This window comes from Hallerella sp. (assembly GCF_022776125.1).
Classification (GTDB): Bacteria; Fibrobacterota; Fibrobacteria; order Fibrobacterales; family Fibrobacteraceae; genus Hallerella; species Hallerella succinigenes.
In genome coordinates this window covers 1-16,892 of record NZ_JALFIA010000020.1, presented here as the reverse complement: position 1 = coordinate 16,892, position 16,892 = coordinate 1, and the positions used below count along the sequence as shown (strand labels likewise).

Annotated in this window: 11 protein-coding genes and 1 tRNA gene; 2 read left to right on the top strand and 10 right to left on the bottom strand. The window is 52.5% G+C overall.

Annotated features, from left to right (window positions below; genetic code table 11):
* Window positions 1–6 precede the first annotated feature (6 nt).
* Window positions 7–1,893, bottom strand: a complete 1,887-nt coding sequence (dnaG, locus tag MR847_RS02975) for a DNA primase (protein WP_287722902.1) — start codon at window positions 1,891–1,893, stop codon at window positions 7–9.
* Between the two features lie 58 nt (window positions 1,894–1,951).
* On the opposite strand from dnaG, the gene MR847_RS02970 reads away from it, so the two are divergent.
* Window positions 1,952–2,025, top strand: a tRNA-Ile gene (locus MR847_RS02970).
* Between the two features lie 107 nt (window positions 2,026–2,132).
* Here the strand turns inward: MR847_RS02970 and MR847_RS02965 are convergent.
* From MR847_RS02965 to orn, 7 genes are all read right to left on the bottom strand, one after another.
* Window positions 2,133–3,068, bottom strand: a complete 936-nt coding sequence (locus MR847_RS02965; RefSeq protein WP_287722901.1) for an outer membrane protein — start codon at window positions 3,066–3,068, stop codon at window positions 2,133–2,135.
* 113 nt (window positions 3,069–3,181) lie between these two features.
* Window positions 3,182–4,774, bottom strand: coding sequence for an ABC-F family ATP-binding cassette domain-containing protein (locus MR847_RS02960; protein ID WP_100426273.1), 1,593 nt, complete (start codon window positions 4,772–4,774; stop codon window positions 3,182–3,184).
* A gap of 17 nt (window positions 4,775–4,791) precedes the next feature.
* Window positions 4,792–5,349, bottom strand: coding sequence for a hypothetical protein (locus MR847_RS02955; protein WP_100426274.1), 558 nt, complete (start codon window positions 5,347–5,349; stop codon window positions 4,792–4,794).
* Between the two features lie 64 nt (window positions 5,350–5,413).
* Window positions 5,414–9,850 (bottom strand): acyl-CoA dehydratase activase, encoded by a 4,437-nt coding sequence (locus MR847_RS02950; protein WP_287722900.1) that lies wholly within the window; start codon window positions 9,848–9,850, stop codon window positions 5,414–5,416.
* A 219-nt stretch (window positions 9,851–10,069) separates the two neighbouring features.
* Window positions 10,070–10,942: a prolipoprotein diacylglyceryl transferase gene (gene lgt / locus MR847_RS02945; RefSeq protein WP_106520094.1), complete on the bottom strand. Its 873-nt coding sequence runs from the start codon at window positions 10,940–10,942 to the stop codon at window positions 10,070–10,072.
* Window positions 10,939–12,189 (bottom strand): penicillin-binding transpeptidase domain-containing protein, encoded by a 1,251-nt coding sequence (locus MR847_RS02940; RefSeq protein ID WP_287722899.1) that lies wholly within the window; start codon window positions 12,187–12,189, stop codon window positions 10,939–10,941. The genes lgt and MR847_RS02940 overlap by 4 nt, the downstream gene beginning before the upstream one ends.
* Before the next feature lie 5 nt (window positions 12,190–12,194).
* Window positions 12,195–12,767 (bottom strand): oligoribonuclease, encoded by a 573-nt coding sequence (gene orn / locus MR847_RS02935; protein WP_287722898.1) that lies wholly within the window; start codon window positions 12,765–12,767, stop codon window positions 12,195–12,197.
* A gap of 86 nt (window positions 12,768–12,853) precedes the next feature.
* Between orn and fabF the strand changes: the two genes are divergently transcribed.
* Entirely contained in the window at window positions 12,854–14,089 is a 1,236-nt protein-coding gene (gene fabF, locus MR847_RS02930; protein ID WP_100426279.1) for a beta-ketoacyl-ACP synthase II, read from the top strand.
* Window positions 14,090–14,212: 123 nt separating this feature from the next.
* Here the strand turns inward: fabF and MR847_RS02925 are convergent, their stop codons facing one another.
* Window positions 14,213–15,991, bottom strand: a complete 1,779-nt coding sequence (locus tag MR847_RS02925; protein WP_287722897.1) for a 1-deoxy-D-xylulose-5-phosphate synthase — start codon at window positions 15,989–15,991, stop codon at window positions 14,213–14,215.
* 46 nt (window positions 15,992–16,037) lie between these two features.
* Window positions 16,038–16,412: a P-loop NTPase family protein gene (locus tag MR847_RS02920; RefSeq protein WP_287722896.1), complete on the bottom strand. Its 375-nt coding sequence runs from the start codon at window positions 16,410–16,412 to the stop codon at window positions 16,038–16,040.
* Between the last annotated feature and the right edge of the window lie 480 nt (window positions 16,413–16,892).

Genomic DNA, 16,892 nt, shown 5'->3' with positions numbered 1-16,892 from the left:
TCCAATTTAAATCTTTTCGCTGTACTCCACGAGTTTGGTGCGATAATCGAGTAGATTTTTGAAGAAAGTGGGATCTCGGGTTACTTCGGCGTCGGAACGGAGCCTTGCACGGATTGTTTTGGAGGCAAACTGGTGCAGCTCCAGGCGAAGGCTCATCGTTTCGGAGGTAATCGGTTTGGACTTCAGCGCGTCGCGGAAACGCTCCGCGGTTCGGATTTCCAGTTCCGCAAGCGATTCTAAAAATTCTTTTTGCGCCGCTTCACCATCCCAGGTTTCTTCGCCAAAGGATTCAAGGACTTGAGCGGGAATCGGGGAAAGCGAATCGTGCAAACGCATTAAATTAATTTGTCTGTATTCCGTGTATTCGGCAAGAGCTGAGCTCAAAAGTTCGTCGAGAATTTCAGAAGCAAAAAGGCTTACGCCGGAGCTTGCAAAATCCAGGTCGAAGAAGACGCTTGCCGGTTCCCAGAGAGATGGCGATGCGATAATCAAATTCACAAAGCGCAGTTCCATCGGCGGTAATGCGCTCCAAGGCACCTGCTCATCTTCGGACATGGGTTCGGGCATATCCATTTCGGGTTCGGAATGAAATTTGCGTTTTTCTTCCTTGGGACGGATGCCTACAAAGTTCGCTTCGGTGCCGTAGCGTTCGGCGAGCAGACGCAGATACTGGTGCTGCAGTTCGCGGTCGCGCATGTGGATCAGAATGGATTTCAGATGCGTGACGAACTTGGCGCGGTCTTCGATCGTTTCGGTCGGCGTGACGCGGTTCAGGTAATCGAACCAGTCTTCGGCCTTGGTGAGTTCTCGGTCAAAGTCTTCCGCGGCGGAAGCGCCGTGTTCGTTCACAAAGTTATCCGGGTCGATCTTTTCTCCGTTCGGGCGGGAAAGGGCGACGATTTTTGGAACGATGCCTTCGGGAAGGACAATTTCGATGGTGCGCAGGGCTGCTTTGCGGCCCGCTTCGTCACCGTCAAAAACAAGGTAGGCACTCTTGGTGTAACGCGAAAGGATTTCTGCGTGCTTTTCCGTGAGAGCTGTTCCCGAAACGGCGACGACATTTTTAACGCCCGCCTGGTAGAGGCTAATCATGTCGAAGTAGCCTTCGACGAGGACGACAGAACCTGCCTTGGGAATTTCGTTTTTTGCCTTGGAAAGCCCGTAAAGGATTTCGCCTTTTTTGTACAGGGCGGTTTCCGGGCTGTTCAAATACTTGGGCTTCTTTTGCTTTTCGAGAACGCGACCGCCGAAGGCGACGACTTTTCCGGAGAGGTTTTCGATGGCGAACATGAGGCGGTCACGGAACTTGTCGGCGATGCCTCCGTTTTCACGTTCGACGGCGAGGCCTGCTTCGACGAGCTGACGTGGCGAAAAACCGTTTTTCGCGGCGTAGCTTAAAAAGCCTTCGCGCCCTTCGGGCGCATAGCCGACCTTAAAGAAATGCCGCGTTTCTTCGGAAAGATGTCTCGTGCGGATGTAATTCAGAGCCTTTTCGCTTTTCGGGAGCTGTTCGACGAACCAGTCTGCGGCGAGCTCGTTCAGTTCGCGGACGAGAGTGCGTTCTTCTGCGATTTCTGGGGTTACGGGAGCTCCGAGTTCCGGCAATTGAAAGCCTGTGGCGCTTGCGACCCATTCCACGGCAGCCTTGAAGTCCATCTTTTCGTGCTCCATGACGAACTTGAAGACGTCGCCTCCCGCTCCGCAGGCAAAGCACTTGTAGATGCCCATCTGCGGGTTTACGTTCATAGAGGGGGAGTGGTCGTTGTGGAACGGGCATCTGCAGACGAAGCGCCCTGCTCCAGAACGTTTGAGCGGTACGAACTGCTGGATGATATCCGCGATATTCGTTTGCTGTTTGAGTTCTTGAATGACTTCGTCTGAGTAAAATGCCATTGTGCACGCAAAAATAGAATTTTGCAGAAAAATTTTATTATTTTTGGGAAACCATGGAGGGACTTTAGCTCAATTGGTTAGAGCCGCGGACTCATAACCCGCTGGTTCCGGGTTCAAGTCCCGGAGGTCCCACGAAACAAGGCTCTCCTTCGCGGAGGGCCTTGTTTTATTGTATGTATTCAAAACCGCCGGCTAGGCCGGCGGCATCCTTTTTTGAAATCGACTTGCCAGGTTTTGACTTAGAAGCCGATTTCGAGTCCCACCTGCGGACCGTGCATGATGTGATTTTCGACCTTGTAGGTGGAGATTGCATATTCGGCACGGATGCGGAAAGTCACCGTGCTTGTACGGTTGAAGAGGAACCCACCGCCTAAGCGAACCCAAATACCGGCCTTGCTATCGCCATCTGGTTCATAAGAGTCGGATTCATAAGAAGTAACGGTGGTGGCGAATGAAGCGCCGCCGCCGAGGAACGGAGTCGAACTGCCGTCTAAGAACGGATAGTAAGCCGAGAGCCCGAACGAAAAGTTCGCGAGGGTTTTGTCAACACTAATGGTTGTTTTTTCGTCGCTGTAATAACTGGTGTAGGTGTAATCTTCCGAACCGTTGTAGAAATTGATAGAACCATCGATCTGGAAGAAGATGTTGCGGGAATCGTACGACCAGAAGATTTCAAGACCCGGCTGGAACCACGGACCCGGATGGTTGAGCATCGTAAAGCCCATAATACCGAAGCCGAAGGACTTGTTTGCGCGCTTCTTGTGAAGCTTCTTTTCTTCCTTCTGGGTAACGGTGTAAATGTCGTCGGTCTTCGAAGCAACGTTTTCCGTTCCGATATTCTTTGCCATGCGTTCAAGAATCGGGTCAAGATCGTTTGGACCCGCGGCCTTCATCGCATCGGACCAAAGAAGCTTCCCGCTTTGAGTGCCGTACAGAGAAAGGGTGACGACCACGGTTTCTCCGAGACGGGTCAAGTCTGCAAGAATGAACTTGGTGCAACCCTTTCGTTCTGCCGTCTTCTGAACATCTGCCTTGGACGGTTGAACCTGGACAGAGTCCGTCTGAGCCGGGATGACCACTTCATAACGCCCGTCCTTGTCCGCATACCGCTGGAACAACTTGGACGTTGCGTACTGGTAGTCTTCATGGATGTTGGTCAATTCGAAAAGGGGCATATAAACCCTTTCCGAAGCGAATACGCTCATTGTCACTACGGCTACAAACAACAGACTAGTGCGGAACCCCATATTAAACCTCACTGATTGGTTTGTTTGTCTAAGAATATAGTTTATTTCTTTTTCTTACGGTTAGCAAACCATTCATCAAAGCTGATAGAACGGTCTAAATATCCGTTAGGAGTTAATTCGAGGATATGATTTGCCAAAGTTTCGGCAAATTCATGGTCTTCGGTACAGAAAATGACCGGCCCTTTGTAAGCGACAAGGCCGTTGTTCAGAGCGGTGATCGATTCGAGGTCCAGATGGGCGGTTGGTTCGTCGAGCATCAGCATGTTCGAGTTCGAAAGCATCATGCGGCTGAGCATGCAACGCACCTTTTCACCGCCGGAAAGAACCTTTGCCGACTTCAGGGCTTCTTCGCCCGTAAAGAGCATACGGCCGAGGAATCCGCGGATAAAGGTTTCGTCCTGTTCTTTGCTGAATTGACGGAGCCAGTCCACGAGGGAAAGATCTTCGCCAAAGAAGGCGTCATTGTTCTTCGGGAAATAACTCGAAGAAATGGTCGTGCCCCACTTGACCTTGCCGGACTTGATGTTTTCCGGATCCTGGATCGCTTCGAAGAATGCGGTCTTGAGAGTGCCGTATTCACCGACGAGAGCGACCTTGTCTTCGCCGCCGAGGGAGAAGTTCAAATGTTCGAGCTTGACACCGTCGCCTGCGTCGAGCGTCAAATCCTTGACTTCGAGAACAATCTTACCCGGTTCGCGGTCCATCTTGAAGCTGACCCACGGGAACTTACGGCTCGAAGCCGGCATTTCGTCGACGGTCATCTTGTCAAGGAGCTTTTTACGGCTAGTGGCCTGCTTTGCCTTGGAAGCGTTCGATGCGAAGCGCTGGATGAACGCCTTGAGTTCGGCAATCTTTTCTTCGGCGCGGCGGTTCTGGTCTTTGCGCTGTTTCTGGGCGAGCTGGCTTGCTTCGTACCAGAATTCGTAGTTGCCACCGTAGATGTTGATCTTGCCGTAGTCGATATCGCAGATGTTCGTGCAGACACGGTTCAAGAAGTGACGGTCGTGCGAAACGACGATCACGGTGTTTTCAAAGCGTTCGAGATAATCTTCGAGCCAGTTGACGCATTCGAGGTCCATGTGGTTCGTCGGTTCGTCGAGCAGGAGAATGTCCGGGTTGCCAAAGAGGGCCTGGGCGAGGAGAACGCGGATCTTTTCGTTCGCGTCGAGTTCCTTCATCAGCTTCGTGTGGGATTCTTCTGGAATGTCGAGGCCCTTGAGGAGCGTGCCGGCGGAGGATTCCGCTTCATAGCCGCCCATTTCGCCGAACTGGGTTTCAAGTTCGATGGCTTCCATGCCTTCGTCTTCGGTCATTTCCGGCTTGGCGTAAAGTTCTTCGCGGCGCTTGCCGATCTTGTAAAGTTCCGGGTAGCCCATCATGACCGTGTCGAGAACGGTATGTTCTTCGTAGGCGAAGTGATCCTGCTTCAAAACAGAAAGACGTTCGTTCGCGTCATGGGTGACGTCTCCCGTGTTCGGTTCGAGTTCTCCGGAAAGGATCTTCAGGAACGTGGACTTTCCGGCACCGTTTGCGCCGATAATTCCATAGCAATTACCCTTGCGGAAAGAGAGGTTGACATCTTTGAAAAGCACGCGGCTTCCATACTGCAGACTAACATTAGAAACATTGAGCATGGCGCCAAAGATAGTAATTATTCCGAAAGACTCATAATACAAGCCTCGCGAATGCGCCACATTTCTTCGGGCGAATAGGGGAGGAACATTTCATCAAGCCATTTTTCTATGAACTGCTTGTGGTAAGCGGTTTTTTCCACGGCGACGTTTTCGGGATCCGTGAGTTCTTTGGTGTCGAGAATCGTATTTTCGAAATCTTCGATGAACTTACCTGGACGCGTGTAATCTTCGAATTTCCCATTTTCCTTTAAGTAGCAGTGCGCTTCCGGAATGTAGTCCAGGTGAAAGTGCTCAAGCACATCTTGGACTTTGGGCGTGCTTTCGGCGCTCATTTTGAATGCGGACACCATCAGATGTACGTCGGGAATGGAATTTTCCTTTGCGATGCAGGCGAGGATCGCGTGTTTTCCGCTGCAGGTTCCGCGCCCTTCCTGGAGAACCAAAGAGAGGTCTTTGGGATTCGAGGTTCTGCCGTAGGGAAGGTTTGCCACGTAATCCTTGAGCGCTTCCCAGGTGGTAACGCCTTTTTCCTTGGCGAGCTTTGTGAACGGAGCGTTTGCTGTCAGATCGGTCATGGAAATCCTTCGATTGTTACTTTATGTGCAAAAAGCGGTCCCGCTTGGGACCGCTTTAAGTTTTTTACTTGGTTGCGGCAGTTTCTGGCTGTACACCGTGCGATTTTTCGAGATCGCGTGCGTTGATGATGAGCATCTGCAAGCGGTTTTCGATGTTCGCGAAGCTTGTATCCGGATCGTAGTCGAGAGAGAGCACCTGGATGTGCGGGTATCTCGCCTTCACAGCCTTGGTGAGTCCTCGACCGGAAATGTGGTTTGCCAAGCAGGCGAACGGTTGCACAATGATAAAGCTGTTGATGCCGTGCGGAGCGTTGTAAAGGATTTCGCCCGGAATCAGCCAACCTTCACCGGTGTTGTACGTCGGATCGATGATGTCGCCGACGAGCTTGACGAGTTCGTAGCAGTCTGCGTGATGCTCGTAGAGCTTGTAACGCTTGTAATGCTTCTGGATCGTCTTCGCCGCATGCGAGTAGATCTTTGCCGTGATGCCGCCGATGAGCCAGTTTTCGATCGGCTTTGCTATGAGGCCGCGCTTGAGCTTTTCACGGCGGACAACTTCGTCCACGCGGAAGAAGTCTGTCATGCCCGGCAGGTAAACTTCCATGCCGTTGTTGATGAGGTATTCTTCGATGTGGCCGTTTGCGCCGGCGTGATAGTTCATGAGAATTTCGCCGAGTAGAGCGACGCGCGGTTTGCGGTAGCTCGTATCGACTTCAATCTGGTTGAATTCTTCAATCGCTTGGTCGAGCATCCGGAGCGCTTTCTTCGGATAGGCGATATCCTTGTTCGACGTGTATGCGATTTCTTCCATGATCTTCGGCATCCACTTATCGTAAACGCGCTGCGTGTCGCCTGCGTGAAATTCATACGGGCGGCTGCGACGGTAGATCGTTTCGATGCAGTCCATCGTGGTAAGGCCCCAGAGCATGTGCAGCTGGAACGGAAGTCCAAGCTTAAAGCCCGGATGCATGTCCTTTGTATCCTTACCGGTCGTGATGATCGGGACGTCAGCGTATCCCATTTCGTCCAAAGCCTTACGGGCGAGTGTTGCATATTGAACGGCACGGCAGTTTTCGCAGTTTTTGGAAAGGCCGACACAAAGCTCGTCATGCGGAATTTCCGGGTGCTGCTGAATCCACAGGAGGTTTTCACCGATGTTCACCTGTGCCGGGAAGCAGATGTCGTTATGCACGTATTTTTTGCCGAGGGCGAAGGCTTCCGGACCGCCGAGCGGGAGCTGTACCGCGTTGTAGCCGAGGGAGCGGAAGTACGCTGTCGCGAGAATGCTGAACGAATAGGAAAGGTTTGGGACGAGAACTGTGCGCTTCTTCTTGTCGGCTTCGAGGAATTTCGCCGGGTAAAGCGGACCTTCCGTTTTCGGCGGGAACTTAACCTTGCGACGGGCGCGAACCGTTTCGATAAAGCTCTTGACGCGGATGCCGACCGGGCCGCGGGCGTCACCTTCGTCGAGCTTCAACATCAGAAGTTCCTTCATGGAAACTTCATGCAGCATACGGTTCATTTCATCGGTGAGGACCGAGTCATGACCGCAACCGAAGCTTACGATCTGAACGAGTTCAAGAGACGGATCCTTGCCGGCGAGCATTGCCGCACCGAGCATTCGCATGTGGAACGTGTTCTTTACTTCCATACGCGTGTGGTGGTCGAGATCCTGGTCGAACACTCCCGGGAGAGATTCCGTCGTAAGGACAGGAATGCCCATGCTCGTGAAGTGCTGCGCAATGTTGTGGTTGATGAGCGTATCGGCGTGATACGGACGACCGGCGAGGCAGATGGCGAATTCACCGTTCTTGCGGACGTCGGAAAGGATCTTTTCGCCTTCTTCGGCAAGAGTGGATCGGAAGGTGTCGAGAGCCTTTTCACCTTCTTCCACAGCCTTCTTGAGGATGCTCTTCTTGATACCCCAGAATTCGTGGAAGTAGGCGACGGTCTGCTTTCTACGCTGATCCGTATCGGTCCAGTGGAAGACCGGCTGGATCATCGGAATGCCGTAGTTGCCTTCCGGATCATCGGAATTGCGGCTGATGTCCGGGTAACCTTGGACAACCGGGCAAACGGCTGTCGCCTTCTTAAATTTGGTGTGATCGCTCGGCATGGCAACCATCATCGGGAAGAAGATGGAATCGACCTTCTTGTCGACGAGGTCCAGAACGTGGCCGTGGACAAGCTTTGCCGGGAAGCAGATCGTGTCGCTCGCGATGCTCTGTAGGCCACGTTCAAAGAGCTTGTAATCGCTCTGCTTACTGATGACGACCGTGTAGCCGAGAGAGGTGAAAAATGCCTTCCAGAACGGCAGGCTCGACCAGAAGTCGAGAACGCGCGGAATACCGATCGTCTTGCCGGTTTGCGGAAGGAGCTTTGCCGGGGCGTAGTCCTTCACCAAAAGCTGGTTTGTGCGTTTGACCATGTCCGGCACGGCCATCATCTTCTTTGTGATTTCGGCGATGAGCTTTTTTGTTGCCGGATCGTCCGGGTTTGCTGTCACTTCGCCGCGTTCGCAGCGGTTGCCGGTCACAAAGCTCTGGCCGTCGCTGAAGGTGACGATGGTACGGGAGCAGTGGTTTGTGCAGTATTGGCAGATCATGCCGGGCTTGTTGTCCCAGCTCAAATTGCGCGCGGCTTCGAGGCCGATGAAGGAAGTTTTGTGGTCCGGATCTTCCTTCTTCTTCTCTTCCATGAATTTTTTGGTGAGAAGGGCAACGCCGATAGCACCCATTTCGCCCGGGCGTTCCGGACGGATCGGGGTGATGCCCGTCTGCTGCTCGAACGCGCGGAGTACAGCGTCGTTTTTGAAGGTGCCACCCTGGACGACGACATGCTTGCCGAGGGTTTCTAGGTTGCGGATACGGATCACCTTCGTGAAAACGTTTTGAATAATCGAACGGCAGATGCCGGCGATGATGTCTTCCGGCTGCTTACCGTCACGCTGTTCCGTGATGATGGAACTGTTCATGAACACGGTGCAACGGGAACCGAGCTGCGACGGATTCTTGGCGTTGAAGGCGAGCTTCGCAATCATTTCGAGCGGAACGCCGAGGGACTTCGCATAGGTTTCGATGAACGATCCGCATCCCGAGGAGCAGGCTTCGTTCAGAATGATACCGGTGACGACGCCGTCGTGGACGGAAATCGCCTTCATGTCTTGACCGCCGATGTCGAGAATGAAGGAAACTTCGGGGCAGAGGTGCTGGGCCGCGTTGGCGTGAGCCACGGTTTCGACCGTATGGTAGTCCGCGTGGACGGCCTTGGCAAAGAGCTGTTCTCCGTAGCCGGTCGTGCCGACGCCCAGAATATTCAGCTTGCAACCGTATTCTTCATAGCGGTCGGCGAGTTCGTTCAAAGCCTTCTTCAACACGGCGAGAGGTTCGCCTTCGTTACTTGCGTAGAAGCCGTCGATGACCTTTTCTTCTTCGTTTACCAGAACAAACTTTGTAGTCGTCGAACCGGCGTCGATGCCGAGGTACGCGTTGATTTCGGAGCCGGGGAGCGGCTGCGGGTAGTTCTTGTCGGCGAGCTTGTGCTTCTGCTTAAAGAGCTCGTATTCTGCTTCGTTTTTGAAGAACGGCTCGTTTTTGTCGGTACGGGCGGCGAGACGCTTCTCGTTGAAGTGGACGAGCATGTCGAGAGAACCGTCGCGGCGGTAACCGCAGTCCTTGTCACCGAACATGCTGCCGACGGAAAGCGCGGCGCCGTAGGCGACGAGCACTTCGGAGTGTTCCGGGCGGATCGCCTGTTCGTCCGAGATACCAAGGCGCTCCTTAAAGGCGCGCACAAGCGTCGGGTTAAACGTCAAAGGTCCGCCTTCGAAAATCACAGGCGGCTTGATTTCCATACCCTGGGCAAGGCCGCCGATCGTCTGCTTTGCAATCGCGTGGAAGCTCGAAAGGGCGACGTCTTCCTTGGAAACGCCGTTGTTCAAAAGCGGCTGAATGTCCGTTTTGGCGAACACGCCGCAACGGCCAGAAATTTCATAAACCTTTTTACCACGAGCTGCGTAGGATTCAAACTGTTCCGTCTTAATGCGGAGGAGTCCTGCGACCTGGTCGATGAAAGCTCCGGTACCGCCAGCACAGACACCGTTCATACGCATGTCGCTCGCAATGAGTTTGCCCGAACCTTTGTCTTTTTCGAAGAACACGACCTTGGCGTCCTGACCACCCAGTTCGATGGCGACTCGGGATTCCGGATGGGTTGTTCTCACGGCGAGAGCGTTCGCCACGACTTCTTGCACAAAAAAGGCGTGCGTCGCTTCGGCAAAGGGCTGACCGCCCGATCCGCAGAAGGCGACACGGAAGTTCTTATCGGGGAACAAACCGTGGGCTGTAGCCAGCACATCGTGTACTTTCTGCGCCTGCATTGCATTATGGCGCTCGTAAGTAAAGTGAAGCAGTTTTTCAGTGGCCGGATCTACAACGGCGATTTTGACAGTAGTCGATCCAACGTCGACTCCAACCCACAAATCGTTATTCTGATTGCTCATAGTGCCCCAAATTTAGAAAAAAAGGCATGGATTCGAAAGTCAGGCGGTTATATTTGGCGCTTGCATCATTTGATTATTCCGGGCTTGAATAACTCGGGGGCTAGATCATTGGCAATGTTTCTAGGAAAAGAGTCTTCCCGATACAAGTCGCGTTGTGCAGGGAAACAGGAACCTTCCGGAGAAAAACGATTGTGTGAGTACGGTGCTCGTGGCGCACCGTTATTCTTTTAAAGCTCGGCGTTCTCTTTTGTATTCCCAAATGAAAAGGATCAGACCCGCAAGGGTCATGAGAAGGCAAAGGGTTTGTCCTCGGCTCATCCCGATCAAATCGTTGCGACCGAGGAAGTTGTCCGGTCGGCGGAAAAATTCAATGAAGAATCGGAAGATGCCATAGCCCATCAGGTAAAGCGGAAACATCTGTTTTTTGAAAAGCTTGTAATGGCTGAGCCAGAAGAGGATACCAAAAAGGATGATCCCTTCGAAGACCATTTCGTACAGCTGCGACGGATGGTGCAACTGAAAATCTCCGGCCGCCGGAAAGATCATGCCGATAGGACTTGTCGTGATTTCGCCGAAAAGTTCACCGTTTACAAAGTTTCCCCAACGTCCCCAGCTGTAGCCGAGCGGTACCGCGAGAAATCCGAGGTTCAAGGTTCCCCAAACCGGAAGTTTGTTCTTTCGCATCCCGAGAATGCCAAAGAGAATCGCCCCGATAAGTCCGCCGTGATACGACATGCCCGAAATCCCGACAAAGTAAAAGCCGTGTTCTGCACTGTAGCGGAAAGGCGTGATGATTTCAAGCGGGTTTGCAATGTAATGCGCCGGATTATAAAAGAGTACGTAGCCGAGGCGCGCCCCGATCAGGATTCCTGCGATGACCCAGGTAACAAAGCTGTCCATCTGTTCTTTTTGAATGCCGATGTTCTCTCGGACATTCGTTTTCCAGATGATCATGTAGCAGGTGAAGAAGGCGAACAGGTACATCAGCCCGTACCAATGCACCGGGAAATTCAAACCGGGAATCGTGAGTGCGATGCCGTCAAAATGCGTTGGGATAAGATTCCACCATGTCAAATCTGTCGCTTGAGTCATTTCAGTTCTCTCTTTCCCCAATAGTTGATGATGAGTGATGCTATCATGGACGAAGCTTGTGTCCGGATTTTGCCGTGGGATTGCATAATGACAAGGACAATCGCCTTGTCGGGATTGGAACGGCTCTGGGCGAATCCCATGAACCAGTCGTAGCGGCCTTCGGGGTCACTTCCGTCGAGCGAGCCTGTTTTTCCGCCGATTTCCACGTCGTCATAGATGCTTCGGGAAATAAATCGCGAGCTCATGTATTTTTTAGACGTGCCTTCGGTCGCGGTCGCATGCAGCGCTTTTCGAAGCCCGAGGTAGGCGTTGTCGCTGAATTTTTCGATTCCGAGATGGAGCGGTTTTGTCGGTGCGAAACCCTTGGCCCCGTTTTTTTCCCAGGGAATTTCAAGGGCTTTTCGGGTGACGACGGCGCGCATCATGGCTGCTGCCTGCAAGGGGGAAATCGTGGTTTCCTGTGTAAAGCCGCAGGCGACTTCGGCAAGTCCGTAACCTGTATCCGGAGGATTGTAGTTGCTACGGTTTGGAACGCCTTGCGGATAGTTGCGGTTGAATCCGAATTTGCTCGCCGCTTTTTTTAGACGGCTTGCACCAACGTTCATGCCGATGAGCGCGATGGGCGGGTTGTAAGATTTGGCAAAGGCGAGATGCAGCGGAACGGTCGGTCCGCGGTAATTTTCGGGGACTTTCAGCTGTCGCTTGTAGAGCGTGTGGGCGCTGCCGATCATCGGTACTTCCGTGTTGGTCGAATAGCGCTTCGAGTCGAAAGCGGCGGCGACCGTAATCGTCTTGGCGAGGCTTGCGGCGGGGAATGTCGCGCGGGAAAGGTAATCCGGTGTGCTTTGGATGACGCTGTCCTTGCGTTCTCCCCAGGCGAGGATTTCATTCGTTTTCGCATCCACGACGAGGTAAAGGGCGTTCCTTGGGTGATAGCGTCTTAAGTAGGTGTCGAGGGTGTGGGCAAGACCTGTATCCTTTTGGGCGTACACGTGGTCGAGGTTGATCGCCTGGAAGTTGTTTTGTTCTAGATGTTGCGGTTCGAGCGTGTCGGGAAGGATGCGCTGGGGGAGGGAATCTTTGACTGCTTCCGAGTTTTCGGAAATGTCGGTTTTGTAAGAGTCCGCTTCGTCTTTGTCTCTCAGGGCGCAGCGGATACATTGAACAACGCACAAAAAGGCGAGAACAATCAGAATAACCCGGTTGATACGTCGAATGAGTGGGGGTAGAGGCTTTTGGGCAAGCATCTTCTCTATTTAACGAGATGGAAAATGGTCTTCTTGTAATATTCAAGCTCTGCGATGCTTTCGCGTATGTCGTCAAGGGCTTGGTGACGTTCCTGTTTTTCGAATTCGGGCAGGTCCGGGAACCAGCGGAAGGCGAGTTCCTTGATGGAGGATACGTCCACGTTACGGTAGTTCAGCCAGCTTGAAATCTTCGGCATGTACTTGTACAGAAACCTGCGGTCCTGCGTAATGGAATTTCCGCAAAGGAGGTTGCCGCTGTGGTCCTTGTCGTGGCCGACGGTGAACTGCTTGATGAAGTCCAAGGTCACTTTTTCGGCGGAGGCGAGGTCGTACTGGGAATGGCGGACTCGCTCCACCAGTCCGCTCTGCGTATGATGCCTTGTGTTCCAATCGTCCATGGAACTCAGGACATTTTCCGGCTGGTGGATGGCGATTACGGGGCCTTCGCCCAAAATCTTTAAATTCGGGTCTGTGACAATCGTTGCGATTTCGAGGATAACGTCATGTTCGGGATTTAAGCCCGACATTTCGAGATCCATCCAAACTAAATTCGGTGCAGTTCTATTTTGAATAGTCATTTAATACGAAATTTATAAATTTATGCCGTTATTAATGAAATCCAGCCACCTTTCGGGGTGGATCACCTGAAAACAAAAGGAATAAAATGGAAGAAGTTGTTGTTACTGGTATGGGCTGCGTTTCGTCGCTCGGTAATGATCCGGATACGCTTTGGGCGAATCTTCTCGCCGGTAAGTGCGGCATCTCGAATATCGAAAAGATGGATACGTCTGCCTACGAAGTGCATTTTGCTTCGGAAGTAAAGGACTTTGACGATTCCGAAAATTTTAACGCCCGAGACCAGAAGCGCTATTCTCGTAACATCCGTTATGCGGTCTATGCAGCCTTGAACGCTGTCAAGGATTCTGGTTTGAATCTTGAACAGGTGGACAAGACCCGTGCTGGCGTAATCGTCGCTTCCGGTATGGGTGGCATGGACATCTATTATGATGGTTCTGCAGCTCTTGCTACAAAGGGCCCGCGTCGCGTGTCTCCGTTTTTCATTCCGATGTCCATTACGAACATGGCAACGGGTGAAATCTCCATCCGTCTCGGCTTCATGGGTCCGAATTTTGTGACGACCTCTGCTTGCGCTTCCTCCAACCATGCTTTGATCGCCGCTGCAGACCAAATCCGTCTCGGTCGCGCTGACGTAATGATTGCTGGTGGTACCGAAGAAGCGGTGACGCCTGTCGCTCTCGCTGGCTTTGCCAACATGCATGCTCTTTCCCGTCGTAACGACGATCCGGCTCATGCTTCCCGTCCGTTCGACAAGAACCGCGATGGCTTCGTTATCGGCGAAGGTTCTGCTATCATGGTTCTCGAAAGCCGCAGCCACGCTGAAAAGCGCGGAGCAAAAATCTTAGCAACAATTGCAGGTGTAGGCTTGTCCGCTGACGCTCACCACATTACCGCTCCGCGTGAAGACGGCGCAGGTGTGAAGCTCGCTATCGAAGCCGCTCTCCGCGATGCAAAGCTCGAACCGCAGCAAGTCGGCTACATCAACACGCACGGCACTTCGACTCCGCTCGGCGATGTGGCAGAATGCGGCGCTATCTATGACGTTTACAAGGGCGACGTGGCCAACCTGAAAATCAACTCTTCGAAGGGGATGATCGGTCACATGCTCGGTGCTGCTTCCGCGATTGAAGGCATCATCACCATCAAGTCTCTCATCGACCAGAAGGTGCATGGTTCCATCAACATCGAAGAACAGGATCCGGCGATCAAGCTCGACGTCTGCAAGGACGGCTCTGTCGATCACAAGTTCGACTATGCGATGTCCAACAGCTTCGGATTTGGCGGTCACAACAGCGTTGTGATTTTTGGCAAGGCGAAGTAATTCTCGGTTAGGATTATGAAAAAGACCCGCGTTGCGGGTCTTTTTTTGTGAAGGAGATTGTTTCGGGACAAAGTCCCTCGCAATGACACTCGACAACATGCCACTACGAGGCTTGTTACATTGTCATTGCGAGACCCGGAGGGTCGTGGCAATCTTCTGGGTCATCGCATCGGTAGTCATCCCGAGGTTTGCGAGGAGTTCCTCGGGGTTGTAGCGGTCGTAGAACTTCTTTTCAAGCCCGTAAACCTGAACCTTCATGGAGCTATCTCCGTAGAACGCGGCAATCTTTTCGCCAAAGCCACCCTGCACAATGCCGTCTTCAAGGGTCACCACCAGCTGGTGATTTTCCTTTAACCTTTCCAGGGTTTCGCAGTCGATGTCGCTTGCAAAGCGCGGATTCACGAGGGTCGGCTTAAAGCCAAGTTCCTTTTCGACCTGGCGCGACAAAGCTTCGCCGCGCTGGTAAAAATCGCCAAGAGCCATGATCGCCACCTTGGAGCCTTGTTCTTCCACGCGGAACTTCACTTGTGTGTAATCCTTGTCGGCGGGGCGGCTGTCGTTCACCACGCCATTCCCCGGAACGAGCACAATCGTCGGGTGGTCGTTCTGGTCAATCGCATATTCCATCATCGCCATGTATTCCGCTTTGTTCGTGGGCGCAAGCACTCGCACATTTGGAATATTGCCATAAATGGAATTGATGTAAATGCCGAGGTGCGTCACGTCGGTCATGGTGTTGAATGCGGAGAAGTTTAAAATCACCGCAATCGCGCTGTTGTTCAGAGCCGTATCTTGCGCCATCTGGTCGTAGGTACGCTGCAAAAAAGTCGCGTTCGTAATTACCACAGGCTTTGCACCGCGCTTGGCTGCACCCGATGCCATGGCGATCGCCTGTTCTTCGGCAATGCCGCAGTCGGTGTACTGCACGGGTCCGATCATTTGCCGCTTTTCCGGGCCAAGGCCCAATGCCATCGGCATCGCTGGGGAAATCACGAGCACCTTCGGGTCGCTCTTTGCCTTTTGCACCAGATAGTTGCTTGTGAGGTCTTCATAGCTTTCGCCGCCGCCCCAGTTTACGGTCGCCTTGCCGGTTGCTCGGTCAAAAGGCGGGTGCCAGTGCCAGGTTTCCTTGTCGCTTTCGGCGGGGGTATAGCCCTTGCCCTTTTGCGTGTGGATGTGCACCACCACCGGGTGCGAGGAATCTTTTACAGATTCGAAAACGCGCACAAGGCTTGCAATGTCGTTGCCGTTCGGTTCGTACACGTAGTCGAGCCCGAAAGCCTTGAACAGGTTGTGTTCCGCTTTGCCGTTCGTGTCGCGGAGTTCCTTTAGGTTCTTGTAAATGCCGCCATGGTTTTCGGCAATTGCCATTTCGTTATCGTTTACAATCACGATCAAATTTGAACCGAGTTCCGAACCTGCGTAATCGAGGCCTTCGAGAGCTTCGCCGCCGCTCAAGGAGCCGTCGCCGATGAATGCGATAATGTTTTCTTTGCCGTGTAGCAGGTCGCGGGCGCGAGCAAGTCCCGTGGCAAGCGAAATGGAGGTCGAGGTGTGACCGATGTTAAAAAAGTCGTGCTCGGATTCATCCGGGTTTGTGTATCCGGAATCTTCGCCAAAACGCGTATCGTCGATGTAACCCGCCTTGCGGCCCGTGAGCATTTTATGGGTGTAGCTCTGGTGGGAAACGTCAAAGACGAACTTGTCGACGGGAGAGTTAAAAACGTAGTGCAGAGCGATTTCTGCCTCCACGGAGCCTAGGTTTGGACCGCAGTGTCCGCCGATTTTGGTCAGTCGGTTGAACAGGGCTTCGCGGATGTCGCTAGCGAGGGTTGTCAGGGCTTGCAGATTGAGTTTTTTAACGTCTGCCGGGGAATGGATTTGGTTTAATACTTGGTACATGCTATTAATATACGACTTTGAGTTAGCTTTAAGGCAAGATAAAACGCTAAAAAGGAAACAGCTGTAACCGATTTTTGTTTTTTACGCGGGTCATGAAACTCGCAGTGCGCCAATCGAGCTTACAATTTTCGATGATGCCTTCGTCCACTGCTTCCTTGACTGGATTGTAGATTTCAATGCCGTCAATGTTGTAACCATCGTAGCAGCGTCTGCATTTCTCGAAATCAATGCTGTGCTCGTCGCCAAGAGCCTTCGTCTCTTCGGCGGAGAATCCCACGAACTCCGCCAACCGCCCGGAACCCGCCATGGTGAATTCCTTGAACACGTTCAGTTTGGGCTGCACCTTGTCGCGCACGACGGGCAGAATCCCGGTGAGGTAGGCAAGGGCTATCGCTGGAGCGAGGTCGGCATTTTTGAACATGGCAGTCGGAATGATGTCGTCATCTGTCCGCCTAGAGCGGACTGTTCAAGCTCCTTTGAAAATTTGCATTGTTCGGATTGACGTAGATACCCATCCTAACGAACATAATAAAATAGGAGAGAGAATCTTCCTTGAAGTTTCCCTTTTTATTTCAAGGATGTCGAAAGTAAACGCAAAAAATGCGCCGAATTGTGAGTGGGGCTTGTCGGAAATATGTACCCCATTCCCGACCAGGAAATCAAGATATACATTGAGCGCGTCTTGGAATCCTTCGATGATGCCGCGAAGAAAATTGAACTGGGGAACCTGTGGGCTTCAAAGGCCGGCAATGAATATCGCTGTACAAATTAACACGCTTTGCATCGGTGGGCATAAAAATATACCCGTCTTTTCCGGATGCATACAAGTGCAAGTCCATTTTTGGAAAGGCGACTCCCTCTAGTATTTCGTAACTCTCATACCGCAGTTTTTTATGTGACA

Bases quoted from the DNA above. Each gene is read 5' to 3' on its own strand.
- dnaG (WP_287722902.1), bottom strand. From the start codon at position 1,893: ATGGCATTTTACTCAGACGAAGTCATTCAAGAACTCAAACAGCAAACG.
- MR847_RS02965 (WP_287722901.1), bottom strand. From the start codon at position 3,068: ATGCCCCTTTTCGAATTGACCAACATCCATGAAGACTACCAGTACGCA.
- MR847_RS02960 (WP_100426273.1), bottom strand. From the start codon at position 4,774: ATGCTCAATGTTTCTAATGTTAGTCTGCAGTATGGAAGCCGCGTGCTT.
- MR847_RS02955 (WP_100426274.1), bottom strand. From the start codon at position 5,349: ATGACCGATCTGACAGCAAACGCTCCGTTCACAAAGCTCGCCAAGGAA.
- MR847_RS02950 (WP_287722900.1), bottom strand. From the start codon at position 9,850: ATGAGCAATCAGAATAACGATTTGTGGGTTGGAGTCGACGTTGGATCG.
- lgt (WP_106520094.1), bottom strand. From the start codon at position 10,942: ATGACTCAAGCGACAGATTTGACATGGTGGAATCTTATCCCAACGCAT.
- MR847_RS02940 (WP_287722899.1), bottom strand. From the start codon at position 12,189: ATGCTTGCCCAAAAGCCTCTACCCCCACTCATTCGACGTATCAACCGG.
- orn (WP_287722898.1), bottom strand. From the start codon at position 12,767: ATGACTATTCAAAATAGAACTGCACCGAATTTAGTTTGGATGGATCTC.
- fabF (WP_100426279.1), top strand. From the start codon at position 12,854: ATGGAAGAAGTTGTTGTTACTGGTATGGGCTGCGTTTCGTCGCTCGGT.
- MR847_RS02925 (WP_287722897.1), bottom strand. From the start codon at position 15,991: ATGTACCAAGTATTAAACCAAATCCATTCCCCGGCAGACGTTAAAAAA.
- MR847_RS02920 (WP_287722896.1), bottom strand. From the start codon at position 16,412: ATGTTCAAAAATGCCGACCTCGCTCCAGCGATAGCCCTTGCCTACCTC.